The sequence below is a fragment of the Streptomyces sp. NPDC046712 genome (genome assembly GCF_040645695.1).
Lineage (GTDB): Bacteria > Actinomycetota > Actinomycetes > Streptomycetales > Streptomycetaceae > Streptomyces.
Window position 1 is genome coordinate 186,594 of sequence record NZ_JBEYYW010000009.1, and the last position, 21,815, is coordinate 208,408.

Below are 21,815 nucleotides of genomic sequence, written 5' to 3' on the forward strand. Positions count from 1 at the left end.
CTGGTGATCGAGGCGATACCGAGGGAGATGCAAAAGGGCGTCAAGAAAGCGTTAAAGATTAGGTAAGGTAACGAAGTACCGGCTGCTGGAGGAACGATCCGGCTGCACGCGAGGGGAAGGATCGGCCACTGACTGTCCACCAGCTCAATGAACTCCTGCTCATCTGCTCGCTCGTGCTGCTCATCGCTGTCGCGGCGGTGCGGATCTCCTCCCGGAGCGGGCTCCCCAGCCTGCTGCTGTATCTCGGGATCGGGGTCGCCATCGGGCAGGACGGGATCGGCAACGTCGCCTTCGACAACGCCGAACTGACCCAGGTGATCGGCTATGCCGCACTCGTCGTGATCCTCGCCGAAGGTGGCCTGGGCACGAAGTGGAAGGAGATCAAACCCGCGTTGCCCGCGGCGGTCGTGCTGTCGACCGTCGGCGTCGCGGTGAGCGTGGGCATCACGGCCGCGGCCGCCCACTATCTGGTCGGCCTGGACTGGCGGCAGGCGCTGATCATCGGCGCGGTCGTCTCCTCGACGGACGCCGCCGCCGTCTTCTCCGTCCTGCGCAAGGTGCCGCTGCCCTCCCGGGTGACCGGCGTCCTGGAGGCCGAGTCCGGCTTCAACGACGCCCCGGTCGTCATCCTCGTCGTCGCCTTCTCGGCGGTCGGCCCCGTCGACAGCTGGTACGTCCTGGTCGGCAAGATCGCCCTGGAACTCGCCATCGGCGCCAGCGTCGGCCTCCTGGTCGGCTTCCTCGGCTCCTTCGGCCTGCGGCACGTCGCCCTGCCCGCCTCCGGCCTCTACCCGATCGCCGTCATGGCCATCGCGGTGGTCGCCTACGCGGCGGGCGCCCTGGCCCACGGCTCCGGCTTCCTCGCCGTCTATCTGGCCGCGATGGTCCTCGGCAACGCCAAGCTGCCGCACGCCCCCGCCAACCGCGGTTTCGCGGAAGGGCTCGGCTGGATCGCCCAGATCGGCATGTTCGTGCTGCTCGGCCTGCTGGTGACCCCGACCAAGCTGGTCGACGACTTCTGGCCGGCGGTCGTCATCGGCCTGGTCCTGACGGTCGTGGCGCGGCCCACGGAGGTCTTCGTCAGCCTGCTGCCGTTCCGTATCCCCTGGCAGGAGCAGGCCCTGATGTCCTGGGCCGGCCTGCGCGGAGCCGTACCCATCATTCTCGCCACGATCCCGATGGTCTCCGGGATCGAGGGCAGCGAGCGGGTCTTCAACATCGTCTTCGTCCTCGTCGTGGTCTACACGCTGGTACAGGGGCCGACGCTGCCCTGGCTGGCGAAGGCGCTGAAGCTGGGCGACTCCTCGGAGGCCGCCGACCTGGGCGTCGAGTCCGCACCGCTGGAGCGGCTGCGCGGACATCTGCTCTCCGTCGCCATCCCGGAAGGCTCGAGGATGCACGGCGTGGAGGTCGCGGAGCTGCGCCTCCCGCCCGGAGCCGCGGTCACCCTCGTCGTACGGGAGGAGAAGAGCTTCGTGCCCGGTCCGGCGACCGTGCTGCGGCACGGGGACGAACTGCTCGTCGTCGCGACCGATCCGGTACGGGACGCCACCGAGCGGCGGCTGCGGGCCGTCGGGCAGGGCGGAAAGCTGGCCGGGTGGCTCGGGACGGGCGGCGCGACGGCCGTTTCCGAGCACAAGGGGCACATGCATTGGCCGCATCTGCCGGGTGGAAAGCGAACGTCCGGTTAATCACAGGCATAGTTTCGGGCGGACGGGCGTTTTCCCAGGCGGGAAGACGCCCTTTCCCTGTACCATGAAGGCACACTTGATCGAACCAACTCTGCCTGACGCAGAGCTGGCGCGACCGTATGGCGGCCGTGACGCCCTCCGCAGTGGGGCCCGGTATCTACCGCAGTTCCGCGCATGAGGACAGCTCTCGGCAGCACCCGCACCACCGTGCACGGGCGCGCTACCAGGCGGCAGAAAGGCAAGGACCGTGGTGTCCACGGTCACTTCTGACACGCCTGCCACGACGTCGGGCACGACCGGCCAGGCCGACACGGCCGCGAAGGCCGACACGGCCGCCAAGCCGAGCAAGCGGGCCGGTTACGGACAGCTCCTGCGCACCCCCGGAGCCCTGTCCTTCCTGCTGCCCGGCTTCGCCGCCCGGCAGCCGTTCGCGATGCTGACGATCGGCATCGTCCTGCTCGTCCAGCACACCACCGGCTCGTACGGCAGCGCGGGCGCGGTCGCCGCCGTCACCGGCGTCTCCATGGCGATGTTCGCCCCGCAGAGCGGCAAGCTCGCCGACCGCTTCGGCCAGCGCGCCGTCCTGGTCCCCGGCGTGCTCATCCACACCGCCGCGGTCTCCCTGCTGGTGGTGCTCGCCCTGGCGGGCGCCCCGATGTGGGCCCTGTTCCTCGCCGCCATACCGGCCGGCGCCTCCGTCCCGCAGATCGGGCCGATGGTCCGCGCCCGCTGGGCGGCGAAGCTGGAGAACTCGCCGCTGATGCCGACGGCCGCGGCCTTCGAGTCGGTCACGGACGAGTTCACGTTCGTCGTCGGTCCGGTGCTCGCCACCGCGCTGTGCACCGGCGTGCACCCGGCGGCCGGCCTGATCGCCGAGGCGGCGCTCACGCTCTTCGGCGGCCTCTTCTTCGCCGCCCAGCGGGGCACCCAGCCGGCCCACGGGCTCATCGCCGCGGCCTCGAGCGAGCCGCGCGTCTCCGCCCTTTCGATCCCCGGCGTGCGGGTCCTGGCCATCGCCTTCCTGGGCATCGGCTCGGTCTTCGGCGGTATGCAGGTCTCGCTGACCGCGTTCTCCGAGGAGATCGGCAACCCCGGCGCCAACGGTCTGCTCTACGGGATCTTCGCCGCGGGCAACATGCTCGCGGGCATCGCGTGCGGCGCCATCGCCTGGAAGATCGGCCCGCGCCGACGCCTGATCCTGGGCTACGCCGGACTGACCGTGGCCGCCTCGCTGCTCTGGTCCGCGCACTCCGTGCTGCTGCTCGGCGCCCTCGGCCTGATCGTGGGTCTGTGCATCGCACCGGCCCTGATCACCGGCTACACCATCGTCGAGACCCTGGTCCCGGCCTCCGCCCGTACCGAGGCCTTCACCTGGCTCACCGGCGCGGTGGCCCTGGGGCAGGCGGCGGCCGTGACGGTCGCGGGCCGGCTCGCCGACGAGCACGGCGCGAGCACCGGATTCCTGGTGCCGCTGGTGGGTACGGCGCTCGCGCTGGCCACGCTGCTCACGCTGCGCTCGCGACTGGCGCCCCGGGCGTCGGGTCGGGTCGCGGCACGTGGTATCGGTCACCGAGTGCCGGTGACGGTGGACTGATCCCGCGGAATACGTCACTATGGATCGTCGTTAGCACTCCACGAGTGTGAGTGCCAGGAGGAAGACAAGTGCCGACCTACCAGTACCAGTGCACCGAGTGCGGCGAGGGCCTCGAGGCGGTGCAGAAGTTCACCGATGACGCGCTGACCGAATGCCCCAGCTGCAAGGGACGCCTGAAGAAGGTGTTCTCGGCGGTCGGCATCGTCTTCAAGGGTTCCGGTTTCTACCGGAACGACAGCCGCGGCTCGTCGTCCAGCAGCTCGCCCGCGTCGTCGTCGAAGTCCTCCACGACTTCTTCCACGTCGTCCACGTCCTCCTCGGACTCGAAGCCTGCCGCTTCGACGAGCTCGACGTCCACGGCCTCGACGAGCTCCAGCTCGTCCAGCTCCGCCGCCTGATCGAGTAACGCCCAGGTTCTTACGGAAGCCCTGCCGCTGTGCGCGGTGGGGCTTTCGGCGTTGCGCGCGGCAGGGCCTACGGCGCTGCGCGAGGCAGGGCTTTCGGCGTTGCGTGGGCAGTTAATCTGACCGGCATGGCGACCAATGCGTACGCGGACATCGGTGTGATCGGCGGCTCGGGGTTCTACTCCTTCCTGGAGGACGTGACGGAGGTGTCCGTGGACACCCCGTACGGCAGCCCCAGCGACTCGCTCTTCGTCGGCGAGGTCGCCGGCCGGCAGGTCGCGTTCCTGCCCCGGCACGGCCGCGGCCACACCGTGCCGCCGCACCGGATCAACTACCGCGCCAACCTCTGGGCGCTGCGCTCGCTGGGCGTACGGCAGGTGCTCGGGCCGTGCGCGGTGGGCGGGCTGCGGGAGGAGTACGGTCCCGGGACGCTCGTCGTACCGGATCAGCTGGTGGACCGGACGAAGACGCGGGCACAGACGTACTTCGACGGGGAGCCGCTGCCGGAGGCCTGGGGCGGGGCGGTGCCGAACGTCGTGCACACCACTTTCGCCGACCCGTACTGCCCGGACGGGCGGCGGGTGGCCCTGAAGGCGGCCCGGGGGAAGGGCTGGGACCCGGTGGACGGCGGCACGATGGTCGTCGTCGAGGGACCGAGGTTCTCGACCCGTGCGGAGTCGCGCTGGCACGCGGCGGCCGGGTGGTCGGTGGTGGGGATGACCGGGCACCCGGAGGCCGTCCTCGCCCGGGAGCTGGGGCTCTGCTACACCTCGCTGGCGCTGGTCACGGACCTGGACGCGGGCGCGGAGACGGGCGAGGGGGTCTCTCACACGGAGGTGCTGAGGGTGTTCGGCGAGAACGTCGGGCGGCTGCGCGAGGTCGTCTTCGACGCGGTCGGGGCTCTGCCGGACACCGCCGACCGGGACTGCCTGTGCACGCATGCGCACGACGGGTGGGACCTGGGGATCGAGTTGCCGTAGGTCGCGGCGAAGTGCCGTGAGTCCGTGGAGCGCCGTGAATCCCCCCGGTGGGTGAGGGAGTTGTCCACAGGCGGTGGGTGATCCACAGGCGGGAGCGGGATGTTCGCCGGGCCGGGAGAGTGGGAGCGGTTCTCCGGACGGTCCGGGGGACGGTACGCGACTCCCGACAGGCGGTTCACACGATGACGACCTCTCCTCCTCTCGACCGCTCCCCCGTTCCCGAGACGTGTGGTGTTCCGCGGTTCGAGCCGCTGCGGGTACGGGGCGGGCGGCAGCGGCTGCGACGGGCGCTGCGGCGCCGGCGGCGGACACCGGCCGCGATCCTCGCGATGAGTGCGGCCGCGCTGGCGGTGGCGGGCGGTGGCGAGGTGTCCGCCGATCCGCCGACGCGCCAGGCGGTGAAGGAGCAGCGCCGGCCGGCCGCGGTTCGGCTGGTGTCGGCTCCGGTACGGATCGCGGACGCGGCGACCGTGCGGCTGCTGCGCCCCGGCGACCGGGTCGACGTGATCGCCGCCCCCAACTCACCGATGGGCGAGGACGATGCGGCCCGAGTGGTCGCTACGGGCGCCCGGGTGGCCGAAGTTCCGCGCACGGGCGAGACTCGTCCGGACGGCGGGGCACTGATCGTCCTGTCCGTTCCACGGTCGACGGCGACGGCTCTGGCAGGCGCGGGGGTCACCTCCCGACTGGCGGTGACACTGTGCTGATTCGCACGGACTGCCTGTCAAGTAACCGTTCCGTGTGTACGGATTGGACGCCCCTGCGCCGTTCACGGCCTAATGGCTGCGCCAACTGCACACGCGACGAAAGGCACCTTGGTGAGCGACAAGAAGGAGAGCGTGCTGGCGGGCTTCAAAGCCTTCCTCATGCGCGGCAATGTGATCGACCTGGCGGTGGCGGTCGTCATCGGTGCCGCCTTCACCAACATCGTGAACTCGGTCGTCAAGGGTGTCATCAACCCGCTCGTCGGCGCCTTCGGCACGAAGGACCTGGAGAGCTACAAGTCCTGCCTCAGGGACCCCTGCCAGATCGTGAACGGCGAGATGCAGGGCATCGAGATCCAGTGGGGCCTCGTCCTCAGCTCCGTTCTGAGCTTCCTGATCACGGCGGCCGTCGTCTACTTCCTGATGGTCCTGCCGATGGCCAAGATCCTGGCCAAGCGGGCGGCCCACGACCGGGCGCAGGAGGGCGTCCAGGAGACGATGGAGGTCAGCGAGCTGGAGGTCCTCAAGGAGATTCGCGACCACCTGATCACTCAGCGCGGCCCGAGCTCGGGCGTCAGGACCGGGGCCGGGACGCACCCCACCCCCTAGCCGGCGACTCGCACCGGCGTCAGAGGTGGTGCGGCGGCTTCTCTTCGAGGAAGCGCGCGAGATCGGCGGCGCTGTCACTACCGCCGGGAGGCCGCTCGCCCCACCCGCGGTCCGTATCGTCCGCGGATTGCTGGTCCAGTGGATCGTCGAAGATCAGCTTCGGCTTCGTGGTGTTCTCGGGGTTGGGCTGTGCGCCGGGCTGCTTCGCGTCTCGCGGTCCGTGGGCGGGGGCGGTGCTCATACCTCCAGGGTACGCCGGGAATTCGGCCTCGTACCGCGTCGATCAGCGGTCTTTCGGGTCGATCAGCCACAGGCCCAGGACGACGAGGAACGACAGGACGAGGAAGCCGGCACCCCACCAGGCCGTGCCGGTGTCGCCCGCCATCCACTCGTCGACGACGATCGTCAGACCCCACAGCTGGCCGATGACGACCGTGAGGGCCAGGGCGAGACGCGCGCTCAGTTTCGACGAGCGCTCGGGCTCCTGCTCGGTGCCGGCGCCCGGGCCGGGCCCGGTGTGGCGGATCCGGGGGTCGCCGTAACCGCTGGTCGGCCGGATCTGCGGATATCGCTCGCGGACGGGGCGGTTCAGGCGGGGCTGCGCGCTGCCGGGCGTGTACGCGGGGCGGGGCGGCACAGGGGCCTCGGGGGTAGTGGGGGTCATGGGGGTGGCGGGGGTCATGGGGGTAGTGGGGGTCATGGGGGTAGTGGGGGTCATGGGGGTAGTGGGGGTCATGGGGGTGGCGGGTCCGCGGGGCGGGGCTTCCGGGTCCCTCGGGAACGGGGTGTCGGTCATGTCCGCTCGCTCCTCTTCCCCGCGCCGCGCGCCGCGAGTCCCGGGCAGTCGAGGCGCTCGGCCAGGTCCGGTCGTTCCTCACCGAGCTGGCGGCACAGGCCCTCCTGGACGCTCTCTCCGGAGCGCGTGGTGCCGACGGCCCAGACGCTGCCGTCGGCCTCCTCCACCAGGAGCACCTTCGGCAGCGCCCGGGGCGGCGGCCCCGCGGTCACCTCTCCCGTACGTGCGTCGAAGACTCCTTCGTGGCAGGGGCAGTACAGCTCGCCCTCGCTGCCCCGGTCCTTGCGCCACAACACGGCGCAGGCGAGATGGGTGCAGACGGCCGAGTAGCCGGCGAGGGTGCCGTCCTCCAGCCGGACGGCGACCGCCCGGTCCTCCTGCTCGGGATACCGGAAGGCGAGGGAGTCGCCGGGCAGCAACTGGTCGGCGATCTTCTTCGGCTGGGGCGCCCCGTCCGCGTCGCCGTGGCGGTGCAGGATGCCCGAGGCGACGCCGATGCCGCCGACGGCCAGGCCGCCGGAGACGGTGGCGACGATCCGCAGATAGTCGCGCCGGGTGGTCAGCGAGTCGGCCGCGATGCGGTCGTGCAGCGCTTCCTGGGCGGCATCGGCCGCTCCAGGGCCGTTGGTGGGTGGCTGCTCGGTGACACTCATCGGACGCCCTCCCGTCGCCCGCCGCCACCCTTGTTCGAGTTCGCTTCGCTCACGTCCATCCCATTGATCTCGACGACGGGGAGCCCGCCGGGGACCGGCCATTGGACCTTGTCGGCGGGAACGACCATCGCCACTCCGGTGGAGACGGTGGTGGAGCCGAAGGTGAAGGAGTCGGCGACCTGGACTTCGGGCCGTTCGGCCTGGAGCTCTTCGAGGGTTCCGTAGAAGAGGGCGCCGGTGGGGCAGACCGTGGCGCACATCGGGGCGAGCCCGTAGGCGGTGCGGTCGTAGCAGAGGTTGCACTTCATCTGCAGCTTCGCCTGGAGGTCGATCTTCGGGACACCGAAGGGGCAGGCGTTGACGCAGTTGGCACAGCCGATGCAGCGGGTGGTGTCCGCCTGCTGCACCACGCCGTCGGCGGTGACGAGGATCGCGTCGGCGGGGCAGACCTCGGCGCACGGGGCGACCGGGTCCTCGCAGTGCATGCAGACGGTCGGGAGGGAGGCGACGGAGTGGCCCTCGTCGGGGTAGTCGAGGTGGATCATCGACTTGCCCCGGTGCGAGTCGCACTCGCGGCAGGCCGAGACACACGCCTGGCATCCGATGCAGCGCCCTGGGTCGATGAAGATCGTGCGGCCCATCATGAGCGGCGTCAGCTCCTCTCCGCGGTGCCACGGCCCTGCGGGGACGTGGGAGGCAGGGGGTCGGTGCGGGAGACCTGGGTCTCCGGGTAGGCGACGTGTCCCGGGGCGGTCGGGGGCGCGGGGACCTCGTCGATCCGTTCCGCGGCCTCGATCCGGGCGGCGCAGACCTTGTACTCGGGGATCTTGGAGCGCGGGTCGAGGGCGTCGACGGTGAGGGCGTTGGCCGCCGTGGGGACCGGCCAGTGGTACGGCACGAAGGCGGTGTCGGGGCGGATCGCCTCGGTGACCAGCGCGGGGAAGACCTCGCTGCCGCGGCGGGTGACGACGCGGACGGGGTCGCCGTTGCGGAAGCCGTGGGAGGGGTGGACCTCGACCCACGGGCGTGGGGTCTGTTCGACGAGGGCGCCCAGGCGGCGGGTCTGGTTGCCGGAGAGGAAGTGGGCGACGGTGCGGCCGGTGGTGAGCGAGAGGGGGTACTCCTCGCTGTACGGGTCCATGGGCGGGTGCCATTCGACGACCTGCATATGGATCTTGCCGTCCGGGTGGTAGGTCCTGCCGTCCTCGAAGAGGCGGGGGGTGCCCGGGTGGTCCGTGGAGGGGCAGGGCCAGGCGATGCCGCCGGTCTCCTCCAGGCGTTCGTAGGTGATGCCGTAGTAGTCGTTGACCGTTCCCGCGGAGGCGATGCGGAGCTCCTCGAACACGGAGCGGGAGTCGGGGAAGGCGAACTTGTCGCCGGCGCCCAGGCGCTTGCCGAGCTCGCAGATCACCCAGGTGTCGGTGCGGACCCCGGCGGGCGGTTCCTGGGCCTTGTTGTGCTTGACGACCCGGGCCTCGGCGTTGGCCATCACGCCTTCGTCCTCGGCCCAGACGGTGACGGGGAAGACCACGTGCGCGTTGGCGGCGGTCTCGGAGAGGAAGAAGTCGAACTGGGCGTGGAACTGGAGGGTGTCGTAACCGTTCTTGACGGTCGCGTAGTTGGGGAGGGAGACGAAGGGGTTGTTGCAGATGCCGATCAGACCGCGGATCTCCGCGCGCTGCATCTGCCAGACCATCTCCATCATGGAGGTGCCTGCGGGCGGGAGTTCGGACTCCTCGATGCCCCAGATCTCGCAGATCTGGCGGCGGTGCTCGGGGTTCGTGATGGAGCGGCCACCGGGCAGCAGGTCGGACTTCTGGCCGTGTTCGCGGCCGCCCTGACCGTTGCCCTGGCCGGTGATGGTGCCGTAGCCCGCGCCGGGCTTGCCGATGTTTCCGGTGGCGGTGCAGAGGTTGATGATCGTCAGGCAGTTCTCGACGCCCTGGGAGTGGTGCTCGACGCCTCTGGCGTGCCAGGCCATGGCCCTGTCCGCGCCGGCGAACATCCGGGCGGTCCGGACGATCTGTTCCTCGGGGACGCCGCAGATCTGGGCGGACCGGGAGGGCGGGTAGTCCTTGACGGTCTTCTTCACCTCGTCCCAGCCGGTGGCGTGTTCGGCGAGATAGGCCTCGTCGGTGAGGCCCTCGGAGACGATCACGTGCAGGACGGCGTTGAAGAAGGCGGAGTCGGTGCCGGGCTTGAGGGCGACGTGGAGATCGGCGGTGCGGGCGATCGCCGTCTCGCGCGGGTCGACGACGATCAGGCTTGCCCCGCGGTCCCTGGCTCCCCAGAGGTACTGCGTCATCACGGGGAAGCACTCGCCGACGTTGGATCCCGCGATGAGCAGGCAGTCGGTGAGGAGGATGTCGGAGAACGGGTTGCCGGCCCGGTCGATGCCGAAGGCCAGTTTGTTGGCGCCGGCGGCGGAGACCATGCACAGCCGGCCGTTGTAGTCGACGTGCTTGGTCTTGAGGGCGACGCGGGCGAACTTGCCGATGAGATACGTCTTCTCCGAGTAGAGGCTGGCTCCGCCGAGCAGACCGAACGCGTCGTTGCCGTACTCGGCCTGGATGCGGCGGATCTCGGAGACGGTGAAGTCGAGCGCCTCCTCCCAGCTCGCCTCGCGGAAGGGCTCGTCGCGGTTGCCGCGGACGAGGGGGGCGGTGAGCCGGTCGGGGTGGTTGACCTGCTGGTAGGCGTTGATGCCCTTGGGGCAGAGCCGCATCCGGTTGATGTCGTGGTTGCGGGGTTCGACGCCGAAGACCTTGCCGCCGCGGTCGACGCGGAGGTACATGCCGCACTGGACGCCGCAGAAGCAGCAGTGGGTGGGGACGAGCGTCTCGCCGTTCTGGTCGGCGTGCCAGCGGTCGGCGGGGATGCCTCCGGCGTCGCGGAAGTTGCGGGTGCCGGGCGGGGCGATGGAGGGGTCGAGCGGAAGGGGGTGCTGCCCCGCCTGCTGCTGCGTCACTTGAAGCCTTTCTTGACGTGGGTGAGGTAGGCGGTGCCGCGCAGGACGCGCTTGCAGCGGGGGCAGTACTCGGCCCAGGCGTCGAAGCCGAGCTTCAGATCGCGCATGGTGCCCTGGAGGTTCTCGACGTAGGGGGCGGTGTCGATGGGCTGCCGGCAGCGGCGGCAGGCGAGGACCTCCTCGTCCTTCTTGCGGGAGGTGTACTTGAAGAGCTGCATACCGACGGCGGCGGGCCGTTGGACGATGTGGAAGAACTTCCCGAACGGGATGTAGATGAGGGTGAAGACCACCGAGACCATGTGCAGGATCGCCAGGAACTGGTAGCCGCCGCCGTGCAGGAAGATCGACGAGAAGGTGAGCAGGAGCCCGGTCACGGCGATGACGACGAGGGCGATCAGCGGGACCAGGTCGTAGGCGAAACGCTGGCCGGTGATGGCGCCGCGGTCCTTCATACGGCGCCACAGGAAGTAGGAGGCGCCGGGGATGACGAGGACGGCGGCGATGTCGAGGCCGTGGAACATCAGCCAGCCGACGAGGTTCAGCGAGTCGAAGCCGAGGACCTTGAAGCCCCAGATCCGCATCTCGTAGCCGGGCCCGGAGCCGGTGGAGGAGGTGAAGGTGAACCAGCCCCAGGTGAGCGGGAAGGTGATCAGGGCCGCGAGGACGCAGCCCCAGAAGATGAGTTGGTGGGCCGCCCAGCGTGCGTGGGAGCGGGCGCCGAGGAACTTCTGGAAGCCGAGATAGGTGGCGATCATCTTCGGCAGGGCAGTGGGTGCATTGCGGAAGTTGGCGGCGGAGAAGAAGGAGCCCCAGCCCTTTTTGAACAGGCGGTGGGCGCCGGGGGCGGAGATCCAGACCGTGTAGCGGTAGGCGACACCGAAGGCGAGGAAGACGGTGGCGACGGCGTACGGGAGGAGCGCCGAGTCGAAGTCACGCAGGAGCCGGCTTCCGAGGACGATCGCGACGATCAGCAGCACCGAGACGGCGGCCCCGGCGAGCGTGGCCCGCCGCCGCACGTCGGCGGGCGTCTGGACGACGCGCGCGGTCCCGTGGGCGGCCGGGGGCACCTCGGCCACGGTCGCGGGCGTCGGCCGAGTCGTCGGCGAAGTCGAGGTCGCGGTCGGGGCGGGCTGGGCCGGCGTCATATCTGCGGGGCCCTGCGGTGGCTCGGTCACCCGGTCACCGTAGGGTGATATGTCAAGGATCAGCCTGTTTTGCGGTACGAGTGGGTGAGGGTGTCACACCGGTCGACGGAGTACGCCAGTCAGCTGGGCGCCTCCGCGCCCCTGCGGGCGTAGAACCACCAGGTGACGCTCCACACCTGCCGGACGACGAAGGCCACCAGAAGCGCCGGCACCGCGATCCACAGGTTGCGGTGGGCGACGCGCTTACCGATCGACTTCCAGAAGAGCTCGCCTCTCCAGGCTCCGCCCGCCCACAAGGGACAGGTCAGAGGCCGTGGTCGCCGATCGGGCCGGGCGGAAGTCCCGTCCCTCCAGGGCCCTACGGACACGGGCGTGCCGTGGGTGTCGCCCCACCCGCGGCTCTGGTGTGCTGGGGCGCATGACGCAACCGTTTCTGCCCCTCACCGCGCGCTCCCGCGCCGAGGCGCATCGCGCCGCCACACCGCTCGAGCTCTTCTTCGACCTCTGCTTCGTCGTCGCCGTCGCCCAGGCCGGCGCCGAACTCGTGCATGCCGTCGCCGAGGCCCACACCGCCGACGGCATCGCCCACTACGCGATGGTCTTCTTCGCCATCTGGTGGGCCTGGATGAACTTCACCTGGTTCGCCTCCGCCTACGACAACGACGACGCCCTCTACCGCGTCGTCACCTTCGTCCAGATCGCCGGTGTCCTCATCCTCGCCGCCGGGGTCTCCCGCGCCTTCCAGGACGACTTCCTCGTCGTGGTGCTCGGCTACGTCGTCATGCGCGTAGCCCTCGCCTTCCAGTGGCTGCGCGCCGCCCACCACGCGTCCGAACCCGCCGAGCGCACGATGTGCCGCCGGTACGCGGCCGGCGTCCTCCTCTGCCAGATCGGCTGGACCACCCTCCTCTACACCCCCGAGTCCGCCCGCCCCTGGATCTTCCTCGTCATGGCCGTCGCCGAGATGGCGGTTCCGATGTACGCGGAGAAGGACGTCACCACCCAGTGGCACCCGCACCACATCGCCGAGCGCTACGGCCTGTTCACGATCATCGTGCTCGGCGAGACCATCGCCGCCGCGACCGTCGCCGTGAAGACAGGGATCACGGAGTACGACGCGCTCGACGAGCTACTCCCCATCGCCGCCGGAGGCCTGCTGATCGTCTACGCCGCGTGGTGGGTCTACTTCGTCGTGCCCGCCCACGACCGCCTGGTCTCCAACCGGCAGGGATTCCTGTGGGGTTACGGCCACTATCTGATCTTCGCCTCCGCCGCCGCCATCGGCGCCGGCATCGAGATCGCCGTGGAACAGGCCGTGGGCAAGGCCCACATCTCCACCCTCGCCGCGTCCTCCGCCGTGACGATCCCCGCCGCGCTGTTCCTGCTCTGCGTCTGGCTGCTCCACGCCCGCTACTTCAAGGTCGGGATCGCGCAGCAGTCCGTGCTGCCCGTCTCCGCGCTCGCGATCCTGATGTGCACGTTCGCCGGACACTGGGCGATCCTGGCGGCCGGTCTCGTGGCGGCGGCCACCGTGGCGGTCGGGGTGACACTGACCACCCGCAACCCCGCCACACGAGCCCGCACGTAGGGCGGCGCGCGTAGGCGACAATCCGGCGCATGATCTTCCGCCTTCTCGGCCCGCTGGCCGTGTCCGACGACTCCGGCGCCCCGATATCCCTCGGCGGCCCCAAGGTCCGGGCCCTGCTGGCCCTGCTCCTGCTCAACGCCGGCCGGACCGTCCCCGTCGAGCAGATCGTCGACGGACTGTACGGGGACGAGCCCCCGGCCGGGGCCATGAGCGCCCTGCAGTCGCAGGTCTCGAGGCTGCGCCGGGTCCTCCCCGCCCCGGACGTGGAGTTCTCGCCCGCCGGTTACCGGCTGGCCGTCGCCGCCCGCGACGACGTGGACGCGCTCCGGTTCGAGCGGCTCGCCCAGGAAGGGGCACGAGCGCGGGCCGCGGGAGATCCCGTACGGGCGGTGGGGGTACTTCAGGAGGCGCTCGCGCTGTGGCAGGGCCCCGCACTCGCCGACGTACAGGACGCGCCCTACGCGGCGGGGCAGGCGGCCCGCCTGGAGGCGCTGCGGCTGGACGTGGTGGAGGAGTGGGCGGCGGCTTCCCTGGCCCTGGGCGGCGATCCGGCCGTCCTCGTGAGGGAGTTGGAGGAGGCGGCCGCGGCGCATCCGCTGCGCGAGCGGCTGCGCGGGCTGCAGATGCGCGCGCTGCGCGCTGCCGGGCGGTCCGCGGAGGCGCTGGCGCTGTACGAGGAGGTCCGCGCGACGCTCGTGGAGGAGCTGGGGACGGACCCGTCGGCGGAGCTGGCGGCGGTGCATCTGGCGATCCTGCGCGGCGAGGCGGCGGAGCGAGCCGCCGGAACCACGGCCACCGCACCGGCGCCGGTACGCCCGCTGCCCGTCCCCCTGACCGGCTTCGTCGGGCGGGCGCGCGAACGGGGGCTGCTTGCCGAACTGTTGACGGCGGCCCGGTTGGTGACCCTGGTCGGCCCGGGCGGCGCGGGCAAGACGCGGCTCGCCCTCGAGGTGGGCGCCGGGGCGGCGGGCGAGGTGTGTTTCGTGGACCTGGAGGCGGCCGGGGCCGGCGAGGTCGCGCGGGCCTGCGCGGCCGCGCTCGGCCTGCGCGAGGAGGGACGGCTGACGACGGCTCTGGCGAACCGCCCGATGCTGCTGATCGTGGACAACTGCGAGCACGTGGTGGTCGAGACGGCGGTACTGGTACGCGACCTGCTCACCGCCTGCCCCGGCCTGCGGGTGCTCGCGACCAGCCGGGAGGCGCTCGGCATCACCGGCGAGTCTCTGCTGCCGCTGGCGGCGCTCGCGCCGGACGCGGCAGTGGAGTTGTTCGTCCGGCGGGCGGCCGCCGCCCGGCCGGGTTTCACCGGCCACGCGCGCGTGGCCGAGGTCTGCGCCGCGCTCGACGGGCTGCCACTGGCGATCGAACTGGCCGCGGCCCGGCTGCGGTCGCTGTCGGTGGACGAGCTCGCGGACCGGCTGGGCGAACAGCTCGGTGAACGGCCGGGTGAACGGCTCGGTAAACGGCCGGGTGAACGGCTCGGCGAAGGGCTCGACGACCGCTTCCGTCTGCTGTCGCGCGGGGACCGTACGGCGCCGGAGCGGCATCGCACCCTGCGTGCGGTCGTGGCGTGGAGCTGGTCGCTCCTCGCCCCGGAGGAACGCGAACTGGCCGCCCGGCTCTCGGTGTTCCGGGGCGGTGCGACCGCGGAGGCGGTGGAGCGGGTCTGCGGCGCGGATCGTGACGTCCTGGCCGGGCTGGCGGAGAAGTCCCTCGTGGAGGTCGTGGAGGTGTGGGACGGCCGGTACCGGATGCTGGAGACGATCCGCGCCTACGCGGCGGAGGAGCTGCCGCACGACGATCCGACGCCCGCCGCCCACACCGCGTACTACCTGGGCCTGGCCGAGACGGCGGACCCCGAGCTGCGCGGGGCGGCGCAGCTGGAGTGGCTGGCCCGGCTGGACACGGAGGACGCGAACCTGCGGGCGGCGCTGCGGCGGGCGGAGCCGGAGGCCGGGCTGCGGATGGTGGCCGCGCTGACCCCGTACTGGTGGCTGCGGGGGCTGCGGGGGCAGGTGACGGCCCCGGCGGCGGAGCTGCTCGCCCGGGTACCCGACTCTCCCGGAGACCTGGAGGAGGAATGGGTGCTGTGCGTGCTCGCGGCCGGCACGCGGGACCCGGCGCACCTGTCCCGGGCCCGGGCGCTCCTGGAGGCCCGTACCGAGCCGCTGCGCCAGCCCTTCACCGCGTTCCTGTGGGCGACGTCGATGGGCCCGGTGGAAGGCCTGCGGGTGGGCGACGACCCGTGGTCGCGCGCCCTGGATCTGGTGGGACAGGGCCACCTGGCGCTGGCCCGGGGCGACACGGAGGCGGCGGGCGCGCTGCTCACGGGGTCCCTGGCGGGCTTCCGCGCCCTCGGCGAGCGCTGGGGTCAGGCGACGGCGCTGGAAGCCCTGGCGTCGCTCTCGCCCGAGCCCCTGCCCCTGCTGGCCGAGGCCCTCGGGCTCCTCGAGTCCCTGGGCGTCGCCGAGGACGTCGTCGATCTCCTGCACCGCCGCTCCGCCGTTCACGAGGCGGCGGGCGACCTCACGGCGGCGTCCGAGGACCGCACCCACGCGGAGGCGGTGGCCCGCCGCGCAGGCCTGGGCGCCCGGTCCTGACCGGCACCCCGTGGGCCGCTGTCAGCCCCTGCCGGCGCCCGTCAGTCGCCGTCGGCGATCGGTGCGTGGACGGTGAGCGGGCGCCGACAGTCTCCTCCTTGTCGGGCAGGACGCCCGGCGCCCCACCCACCGAGGAGAACGTCATGAACGCCACCGCCCACCACGCCTCCCGTACCGCCCTCGTCACCGGCTCCTCCCGGGGCATCGGCCGAGCCGTCGCTCAGCGGCTGGCCGCCGACGGACTGCTCGTCGCCGTGCACTACGGGCACGACGGCGCCGCCGCCCAGGAGACCGTGGACCTGATCGTGAAGGCCGGCGGACGGGCGTTCGCCGTCGGCGCCGACCTCGCGAGCCACGAGGGGGTCCTCGCCCTCGTCGAGGGCGTACGGGCCGGCCTGCTCGCCCACACCGGGGAGGCCGCCCTCGACGTCCTGGTCAACAACGCGGCGGCGACCCGCTCCGGCGGTCACCTCGCGGACGAGACGCCGGAGCTGTTCGACCGGCTCTTCGCGGTGAACGTCCGGGCGCCGTACTTCCTCGTGCAGCAGCTGCTGCCGGTGCTGCGCGACGGGGGCCGGATCATCAACATCGGCTCCGCCGTCACCCGCATCGCCCTCCCCGACGAGCTGGCGTACGCGATGACGAAGGGCGCGATGGAGACCTTCACCCGCACCCTCGCGAACGTCGTGGGCGCCCGCCGGATCACCGTCAACACGGTCGCCCCCGGGCCCACCCAGACCGCCGAACTGACCGCCGCGCTCGCCGCGATGCCCCAGCTGGAGCAGATGCTGATCGGCGGACAGGCACTCCCCTGGGTCGGGCAGCCGCGGGACGTCGCCGACCCGGTCGCCTTCCTCGCATCGGAGGACGGCCGCTGGATCACCGGCACCGTGATCGACGCCTCGGGCGGCACCTACCTCGGCCCCAAGCGCTGACCGAACAGGCGTGGTACGCAAGGACCATGACGAAGCACGACGCACTGACGGACGTGGCCGGCCTGCGGGTCGGCCACGCGCGCGTGGCCGGTCCGCACGCCCTCAGCGGCACCACCGTCGTCCTCGCCCCGGAGGGCGGGGCCGTGGCGGCCGTGGACGTACGGGGCGGCGGCCCCGGCACCCGGGAGACCGACGCGCTCGACCCCCGTAACGTCGTCCAGCGGATCGAGGCCGTGGTCCTCACCGGCGGCAGCGCGTACGGACTGGAGTCGGCGGCCGGGGTGATGGCCTGGCTGGAGGAGCGGGGCAGAGGGGTACGGGTCGGGCCGGACCCCTCGCACGTGGTCCCGGTCGTCCCCGCCGCCTGCGTCTTCGACCTGGGCCGGGGCGGCGACTTCACGGCCCGCCCGGGAGCCGCCACGGGGCGCGCGGCGGTGGAGGCCGCCGCGGCGACCGGGCTCCACGCGCGCGTGGAGACGGGCGCGGTCGGCGCGGGCACCGGCGCCGTCGTCGGCGGGCTCAAGGGCGGGGTCGGTACGGCCGGCACGGTCCTGGACTCGGGCATCACGGTCGGCGCGCTGGTCGTCGTCAACGCGGTCGGCTCGGCGGTCGACCCGGAGACGGGCGTGCTGTACGGGCAGTACTTCCAGGGCCGCCCCGACTACCCCGCCCGGGCCGTCCACGAGGCGGCGCGGCGCCGCCTCGCCGAGGCCCTGGCCACGAACACCCCGCCGCCCCTGAACACCACGCTCGCGGTCGTCGCCACCGACGCCGTCCTGACGCGTGCCCAGGCGCAGAAGTTGGCGGGCACGGCGCACGACGGCATCGCGCGCGCCATCCGTCCCGTCCATCTCCTCAACGACGGGGACACCGTGTTCGCCCTCGCGACCGGGGAGCGGGAACTGCCCGCGAAGGCGGGTCCGCTCGCCCTGAACGACCTCCTGGCGGCCGGCGCGGACACGGTGACCCGGGCGATCGTGCGGGCGGTCCTGGAGACCGCCGAGGGCGTCAGGGGCCCCGGCGGCCACTTCCCGTCCTACCGCGAGCTGTACGAACCGGACCCGGGAACGCCCCCCGGACCGGAACCGGACCCCACTGTCGACTCCCCTTACAACAACGGGAGTTGAGTCCGGAGAGCGCCGGGCGCGCGGGAACTTCCCCCGCGCGCCCTTCGTTTTGCCGAACCCCGGACACGATGTCAGACCCAGGGACTACGTTAAGCAAGCACCAAGTGACATGCGGCGACGGCCTGGAGACCCTCTTGAACGATCCGCAGGATCCTCACGATCCGTACGAGACGACCGAGACGCAGGTTGAGCGGCTCCTCGGCCGGGCGCTCAACTCCTTCGACCTGCCGGACACCACGGTCGAGCGGCTGGAGACGGCGCTCGCCCACTCCAGCGCGCTGCACTCCTCGCACCACAGCGCGTCGCTGCACCGCACCACGTACCGCCACACCTATCTGCTCGCCGACGGCACGGCGCTCAGCCTGTGGGAGCTGGTGCACAACTCCGGCCGGGACGGCGCCGAGCAGCACGAGCTGTACGCGGACGAGGCGGAGGCCCGGCTCGCCGCGTCCCGGCTGCCGACCGGCCTCGACCCGGGATGGGGCGTCGACCGCTCCTCCGACCCGGACGCCGACGAGGACAGCGACCTCGAGCTGCTGAGCGCCCTGCTGTCCCACCCGATACCGACGCAGCCCCGGATGTACGTGCCGGAGAACTCCGCGGACCACGCACGCAGGGTGCTGCGCCGCGCGGAGAACGCGGACCGGCCGGGCGAGGAGACGGCGCGCCGGCTGCGGGTGGCGTTCGCGCACCACATCACCCAGGCGTTCGGCCGCCAGTGCGCGGTGGAGAGCGGCCGGGACGCCGGATTCACGCTCTACGAGCACGCGTTCCTGCTGCTCGACGGCGGCGAGCTGAGCCTGTGGGAGGTCGAGCACACGGCGACGCCGGACGGCCGACACATGTGCGAGGTGTACGAGGACGAGCGCACGGCCCGCGAGGCGATGGAGCACCGCGCCCGGGTGCGCTGACGCGGCCGCGTGGCCGCCCTGCCGAGCCCGCCTAGGGCCTGTCTTTCGGTTCAGGCCGGATCAGCGAGCGGCGTCTGGTGCGTGCGATCGCAAGGCGGAGGAAGGAGTCCACGCGGAGCGTCGACGACTGACGACAACGCGGCGAGCGTGCGTGCCAGGCGTCGCGAGCCCGGCAAGATCCGGAAGACAGGCCCTAGGAGGAGGTGCGCACGAGCAGCGCCACGGTCACGCCGGTCACCCGCTCGGCGCCGGTCGCGGTGTAGCGCGCCCGGAGAGCCCGGGCCTGGTCGGCCGGGAGCGCGTCCAGCGGGTCGGCCGCGTCACCGGCGACCACCAGCCAGATCCGCGGCTCGTCCTTCAGGCACGCGGCCGGGTCGGGGCACTCCGTCGGCCACAGTTCCGCGCGGTCGGCGGCCGACGTGCCGAGGAAGACGTCGCGGGGCCGCAGCCGGTCCGGCAGGTAGAAGCGGACGCCCACGTCGAGCATGCGCCAGTAGTCGTCACCCCGGTCGAACACGACCGCGTCCCCCGGTCGGTGGTACTTCTCGATGGTCCGCGCGGCGCCCTCGTAGTCGATGCCCTGCCAGAAGTGGGCGAACGGCCTCCGCACCGCCTGCTGGTCCGGCAGCGTGAGAACGGCGAGGGCGACCAGGACCGCCGCGACGACACCCCGGGAGCGCACGGCGCAGAGCCCCGCACCGGCCAGGACGGTCCACGCGGGCAGGGTGAAGAGCAGATACCTGTAGAAGAAGTACGAGGTGTCGCCGTGCGAGACCGCCCAGAGCAGCAGGGGAGGCAGCACGGCGAGTGCCGAGGCGACCAGGAGCGGGCCTCTGGTCGAGGGGCGTCGCTCGCCCCAGGCCAGTACCGCCAGGGTGGTCACCGCTCCGGCGACCAGCGCGGAGGCGTACAGCTGCGGCCAGAAAGTGACCAGGCCCCACAGGTCCGGGCCGGGGATCCAGGAGATCTGACGGCCTGCCTGCGCCCGCCCGAGAAGAGCGACGGGTACGACGAGGGCTGTCCCGGCCAGGACAGCGCAACCGAAGCGGAGGGCGACCGAGCGTTCCCCTCGTGCCCTCCGGGCGACGGCGACCAGGTGCCCGGCCAGGACGGTCAGCGCGATCAGGTGCAGCAGGCCGACCGCCGCCATGGACAGGGCGTACGCGGTCCAGCGCCACGCGCTCTCCGGGCGTTCCAGGGCCCGGAGCAGCAGCAGGGTGGCGACGGTGGCGGCCAGGACCACGAGGGCGTAGGGCCGGGCCTCGTGGGCATAGCGCGTGACGACGGGGGTGAGCGCGAACAGCAGCCCGGCGGCCAGGCCCGCCCGGTGGCCGAACAGACGCTGCCCGATCAGCGCCGTACAGCCGGCGGTGCCCGCCATCGCGAGCGCCGAGGGCATGCGCAGCGCGGTGGCGGAGTCCCCGAAGACGGTCATCCAGCCGTGCAGGAGGACGTAGTAGGTGCCGAGGACCGCGTCCACGCGTTGGACCGCGTCGAGGAGTTGGCCGAGGGAACGGCCGGCCATGTCCCAGGTGTTGAGCTCGTCCTCCCACAGCAGGGGCCGGCCGATCTCGTACACCGTCAGGGCGAGGGTGACCAGAGTCGGCCACAGCCACACGCCGTGCCGCCGCTGTCCGTCGTCGCGCCGGCCGTCGGGGTGTCGCGCGGGCGGCGGCCGGTCCAGGACCGGGGCGGCGACGGACGAGGGAGCGGAGGAAGGGGTCACCATGGCGGCCTCAGTCCCGCAGCGCGGTGGCCGCTCGGACCGCGGCGGCCGGCTCGGGAATCGGGACGAGCCCGAGGCCTCGTACGGCGAACTCGCGGTTCTTCACGGTCTGCCGGCGGTACTCCTCGGGCAGGTCCGGCATCGCCAGGAGTCGGTCGCAGGCGGCCAGCGACCCGACGAGGTCGCCGACCCAGTAGGCGGTGATCGAGAACTCGAACAGCAGCCCCCAGCGGTAGACCCACGGCTGGGTGAACAGGATGTCGTCCGGCGGCTCGCGGTCGACGGTGGCCGAGACGATCGCGTGGGCGCTGTGGTGACGGTTCATCCGGCGGAGCCGCGCCGCCAGTTCGTAGCAGGCTTCGAGGCGCTCCGGGCGGGATTCCCAGGCGCGGGACAGGGTGTCGGCCGCCGATGGCCAGTCGCCCGCCTCCGCCCTGAGGACCCCGGACTGGAGCAGCGCGCAGTAGACCTCCTCGGCCCAGCCACCCATGCGCGCGCGGCGCTCGTAGAGGTCGATCGCCTCGCCCGTACGGCCCATGTCCCGCATGGTCTGGGCGAGATAGAAGACCGTGCGGGTGTTGGCGGGGTCGCGTTCGAGTTCGGCGGAGAGCAGTCGGGCGTCCCGCTCGAACTTGTCGTGCCGCGAGCCCCCGTCGGCGTGGTCCTCGACGACGAGGGCGTCGAGGTTCTCCTCGACGTGGTCCTGGTCGGCGGTGAGGTACTCGTGGGTGACGCCCTCGTACCGCCAGGGAAGACCACCTCTGACCAGACGTTTGATGCGGTACTCCAGCGCGCCCCCGTGGCGCAGCAGATACGCGTCGGCGGTCAGCGGGGGCAGCGGCCCGTCGCGTCGGACCACGTGGTCCGCGTCGAGGAGCAGCAAGTAGTCGGCCCTGCCGCGGGCATGGCGGATGTTCAGGCTCCGGTTGTGGCCGAAGTCGGTCCAGGGCTCCTCGTACAGCTCGCCGGGGATCCCGCTCAGCGCCGCACGGATCAGATCCTGGGTCCCGTCGGTGGACCCGGTGTCGGAGATGACCCAGGTGTCCACCAGATCGCGGACGGATGCGAGGCAGCGCTCGATGACGCGCGCCTCGTTCTTGACGATCATGCACAGGCAGATCGACGGCTTCATGGCACCACCACTCCGGCGGATCGGTCCGGGCGACTTCACGCCCGGGCGACCCTACGAACCGGGCGGGCCGCCCGACAGCGGCACGCCGAGGCACAACGGCAGATTCGCTCCTGCGTATGCAGCCATTCGGCTCCGGGCGTACGCCAGGATGTTGATAGCTCCTCAACACGCTCAAGGCGTTGCAATCGCGATCCGATGACCCCAGGGGAAGCCCGAACCGGCTTCCACACCATCGCTCGATCCGGTTATCTA

20 protein-coding genes are annotated in these 21,815 nt (G+C 71.8%); 11 read left to right on the forward strand and 9 right to left on the reverse strand.

The window, feature by feature from the left end:
* The first annotated feature begins 173 nt into the window (after positions 1-173).
* The 6 genes from ABZ939_RS14810 (at position 174) to mscL (ending at position 5,982) form a co-directional block, all read left to right on the forward strand.
* Complete coding sequence (locus ABZ939_RS14810) at positions 174-1,691, forward strand: potassium/proton antiporter (RefSeq protein WP_361853678.1); 1,518 nt, start codon at positions 174-176, stop codon at positions 1,689-1,691.
* A gap of 370 nt (positions 1,692-2,061) precedes the next feature.
* On the forward strand, positions 2,062-3,285 hold the full coding sequence (locus ABZ939_RS14815; protein ID WP_361853926.1) for an MFS transporter: 1,224 nt from the start codon (positions 2,062-2,064) through the stop codon (positions 3,283-3,285).
* Between the two features lie 68 nt (positions 3,286-3,353).
* Positions 3,354-3,683, forward strand: a complete 330-nt coding sequence (locus ABZ939_RS14820; protein WP_361853681.1) for an FmdB family zinc ribbon protein — start codon at positions 3,354-3,356, stop codon at positions 3,681-3,683.
* 134 nt (positions 3,684-3,817) lie between these two features.
* Positions 3,818-4,669 (forward strand): S-methyl-5'-thioadenosine phosphorylase, encoded by an 852-nt coding sequence (locus ABZ939_RS14825; protein WP_361853684.1) that lies wholly within the window; start codon positions 3,818-3,820, stop codon positions 4,667-4,669.
* A 182-nt stretch (positions 4,670-4,851) separates the two neighbouring features.
* Entirely contained in the window at positions 4,852-5,376 is a 525-nt protein-coding gene (locus ABZ939_RS14830) for a hypothetical protein (protein WP_361853687.1), read from the forward strand.
* Between the two features lie 111 nt (positions 5,377-5,487).
* Positions 5,488-5,982, forward strand: a complete 495-nt coding sequence (gene mscL, locus ABZ939_RS14835) for a large conductance mechanosensitive channel protein MscL (protein WP_361853689.1) — start codon at positions 5,488-5,490, stop codon at positions 5,980-5,982.
* Between the two features lie 19 nt (positions 5,983-6,001).
* Here the strand turns inward: mscL and ABZ939_RS14840 are convergent, their stop codons facing one another.
* The 7 genes from ABZ939_RS14840 to ABZ939_RS14870 form a co-directional block, all read right to left on the reverse strand.
* Entirely contained in the window at positions 6,002-6,223 is a 222-nt protein-coding gene (locus ABZ939_RS14840) for a hypothetical protein (protein ID WP_361853692.1), read from the reverse strand.
* 42 nt (positions 6,224-6,265) lie between these two features.
* The gene (locus tag ABZ939_RS14845) at positions 6,266-6,646 is read right to left on the reverse strand and encodes a hypothetical protein (protein ID WP_361853928.1); all 381 of its coding nucleotides are present in this window, start codon (positions 6,644-6,646) and stop codon (positions 6,266-6,268) included.
* A 128-nt stretch (positions 6,647-6,774) separates the two neighbouring features.
* A complete protein-coding gene (locus ABZ939_RS14850) occupies positions 6,775-7,431 on the reverse strand; it encodes a Rieske (2Fe-2S) protein (RefSeq protein WP_361853695.1) in 657 nt (218 codons plus the stop codon).
* Positions 7,428-8,075, reverse strand: a complete 648-nt coding sequence (locus ABZ939_RS14855) for a 4Fe-4S dicluster domain-containing protein (protein WP_361853698.1) — start codon at positions 8,073-8,075, stop codon at positions 7,428-7,430. The genes ABZ939_RS14850 and ABZ939_RS14855 overlap by 4 nt, the downstream gene beginning before the upstream one ends.
* An 8-nt stretch (positions 8,076-8,083) precedes the next feature.
* Complete coding sequence (locus ABZ939_RS14860) at positions 8,084-10,399, reverse strand: molybdopterin oxidoreductase family protein (RefSeq protein WP_361853701.1); 2,316 nt, start codon at positions 10,397-10,399, stop codon at positions 8,084-8,086.
* Complete coding sequence (locus ABZ939_RS14865) at positions 10,396-11,544, reverse strand: MFS transporter (RefSeq protein WP_361853931.1); 1,149 nt, start codon at positions 11,542-11,544, stop codon at positions 10,396-10,398. The genes ABZ939_RS14860 and ABZ939_RS14865 overlap by 4 nt, the downstream gene beginning before the upstream one ends.
* A gap of 119 nt (positions 11,545-11,663) precedes the next feature.
* The gene (locus ABZ939_RS14870; RefSeq protein WP_361853704.1) at positions 11,664-11,840 is read right to left on the reverse strand and encodes a hypothetical protein; all 177 of its coding nucleotides are present in this window, start codon (positions 11,838-11,840) and stop codon (positions 11,664-11,666) included.
* A gap of 122 nt (positions 11,841-11,962) precedes the next feature.
* On the opposite strand from ABZ939_RS14870, the gene ABZ939_RS14875 reads away from it, so the two are divergent.
* The 5 genes from ABZ939_RS14875 (at position 11,963) to ABZ939_RS14895 (ending at position 18,705) form a co-directional block, all read left to right on the forward strand.
* Positions 11,963-13,132 (forward strand): low temperature requirement protein A, encoded by a 1,170-nt coding sequence (locus ABZ939_RS14875; RefSeq protein ID WP_361853707.1) that lies wholly within the window; start codon positions 11,963-11,965, stop codon positions 13,130-13,132.
* Between the two features lie 29 nt (positions 13,133-13,161).
* Positions 13,162-15,732 carry a BTAD domain-containing putative transcriptional regulator gene (locus ABZ939_RS14880; RefSeq protein WP_361853710.1) on the forward strand — a complete coding sequence of 857 codons (2,571 nt, stop codon included), beginning with the start codon at positions 13,162-13,164 and terminating at the stop codon, positions 15,730-15,732.
* A gap of 143 nt (positions 15,733-15,875) precedes the next feature.
* On the forward strand, positions 15,876-16,667 hold the full coding sequence (locus ABZ939_RS14885; RefSeq protein WP_361853713.1) for an SDR family oxidoreductase: 792 nt from the start codon (positions 15,876-15,878) through the stop codon (positions 16,665-16,667).
* Between the two features lie 26 nt (positions 16,668-16,693).
* The gene (locus tag ABZ939_RS14890) at positions 16,694-17,794 is read left to right on the forward strand and encodes a P1 family peptidase (protein WP_361853716.1); all 1,101 of its coding nucleotides are present in this window, start codon (positions 16,694-16,696) and stop codon (positions 17,792-17,794) included.
* A 134-nt stretch (positions 17,795-17,928) separates the two neighbouring features.
* Entirely contained in the window at positions 17,929-18,705 is a 777-nt protein-coding gene (locus ABZ939_RS14895; protein WP_361853719.1) for a DUF6227 family protein, read from the forward strand.
* Between the two features lie 193 nt (positions 18,706-18,898).
* Here the strand turns inward: ABZ939_RS14895 and ABZ939_RS14900 are convergent, their stop codons facing one another.
* Both ABZ939_RS14900 and ABZ939_RS14905 read right to left on the reverse strand, forming a co-directional pair.
* Positions 18,899-20,434 (reverse strand): glycosyltransferase family 39 protein, encoded by a 1,536-nt coding sequence (locus ABZ939_RS14900; protein ID WP_361853722.1) that lies wholly within the window; start codon positions 20,432-20,434, stop codon positions 18,899-18,901.
* Between the two features lie 7 nt (positions 20,435-20,441).
* Positions 20,442-21,563, reverse strand: a complete 1,122-nt coding sequence (locus tag ABZ939_RS14905) for a glycosyltransferase (RefSeq protein WP_361853725.1) — start codon at positions 21,561-21,563, stop codon at positions 20,442-20,444.
* Positions 21,564-21,815: the final 252 nt, after the last annotated feature.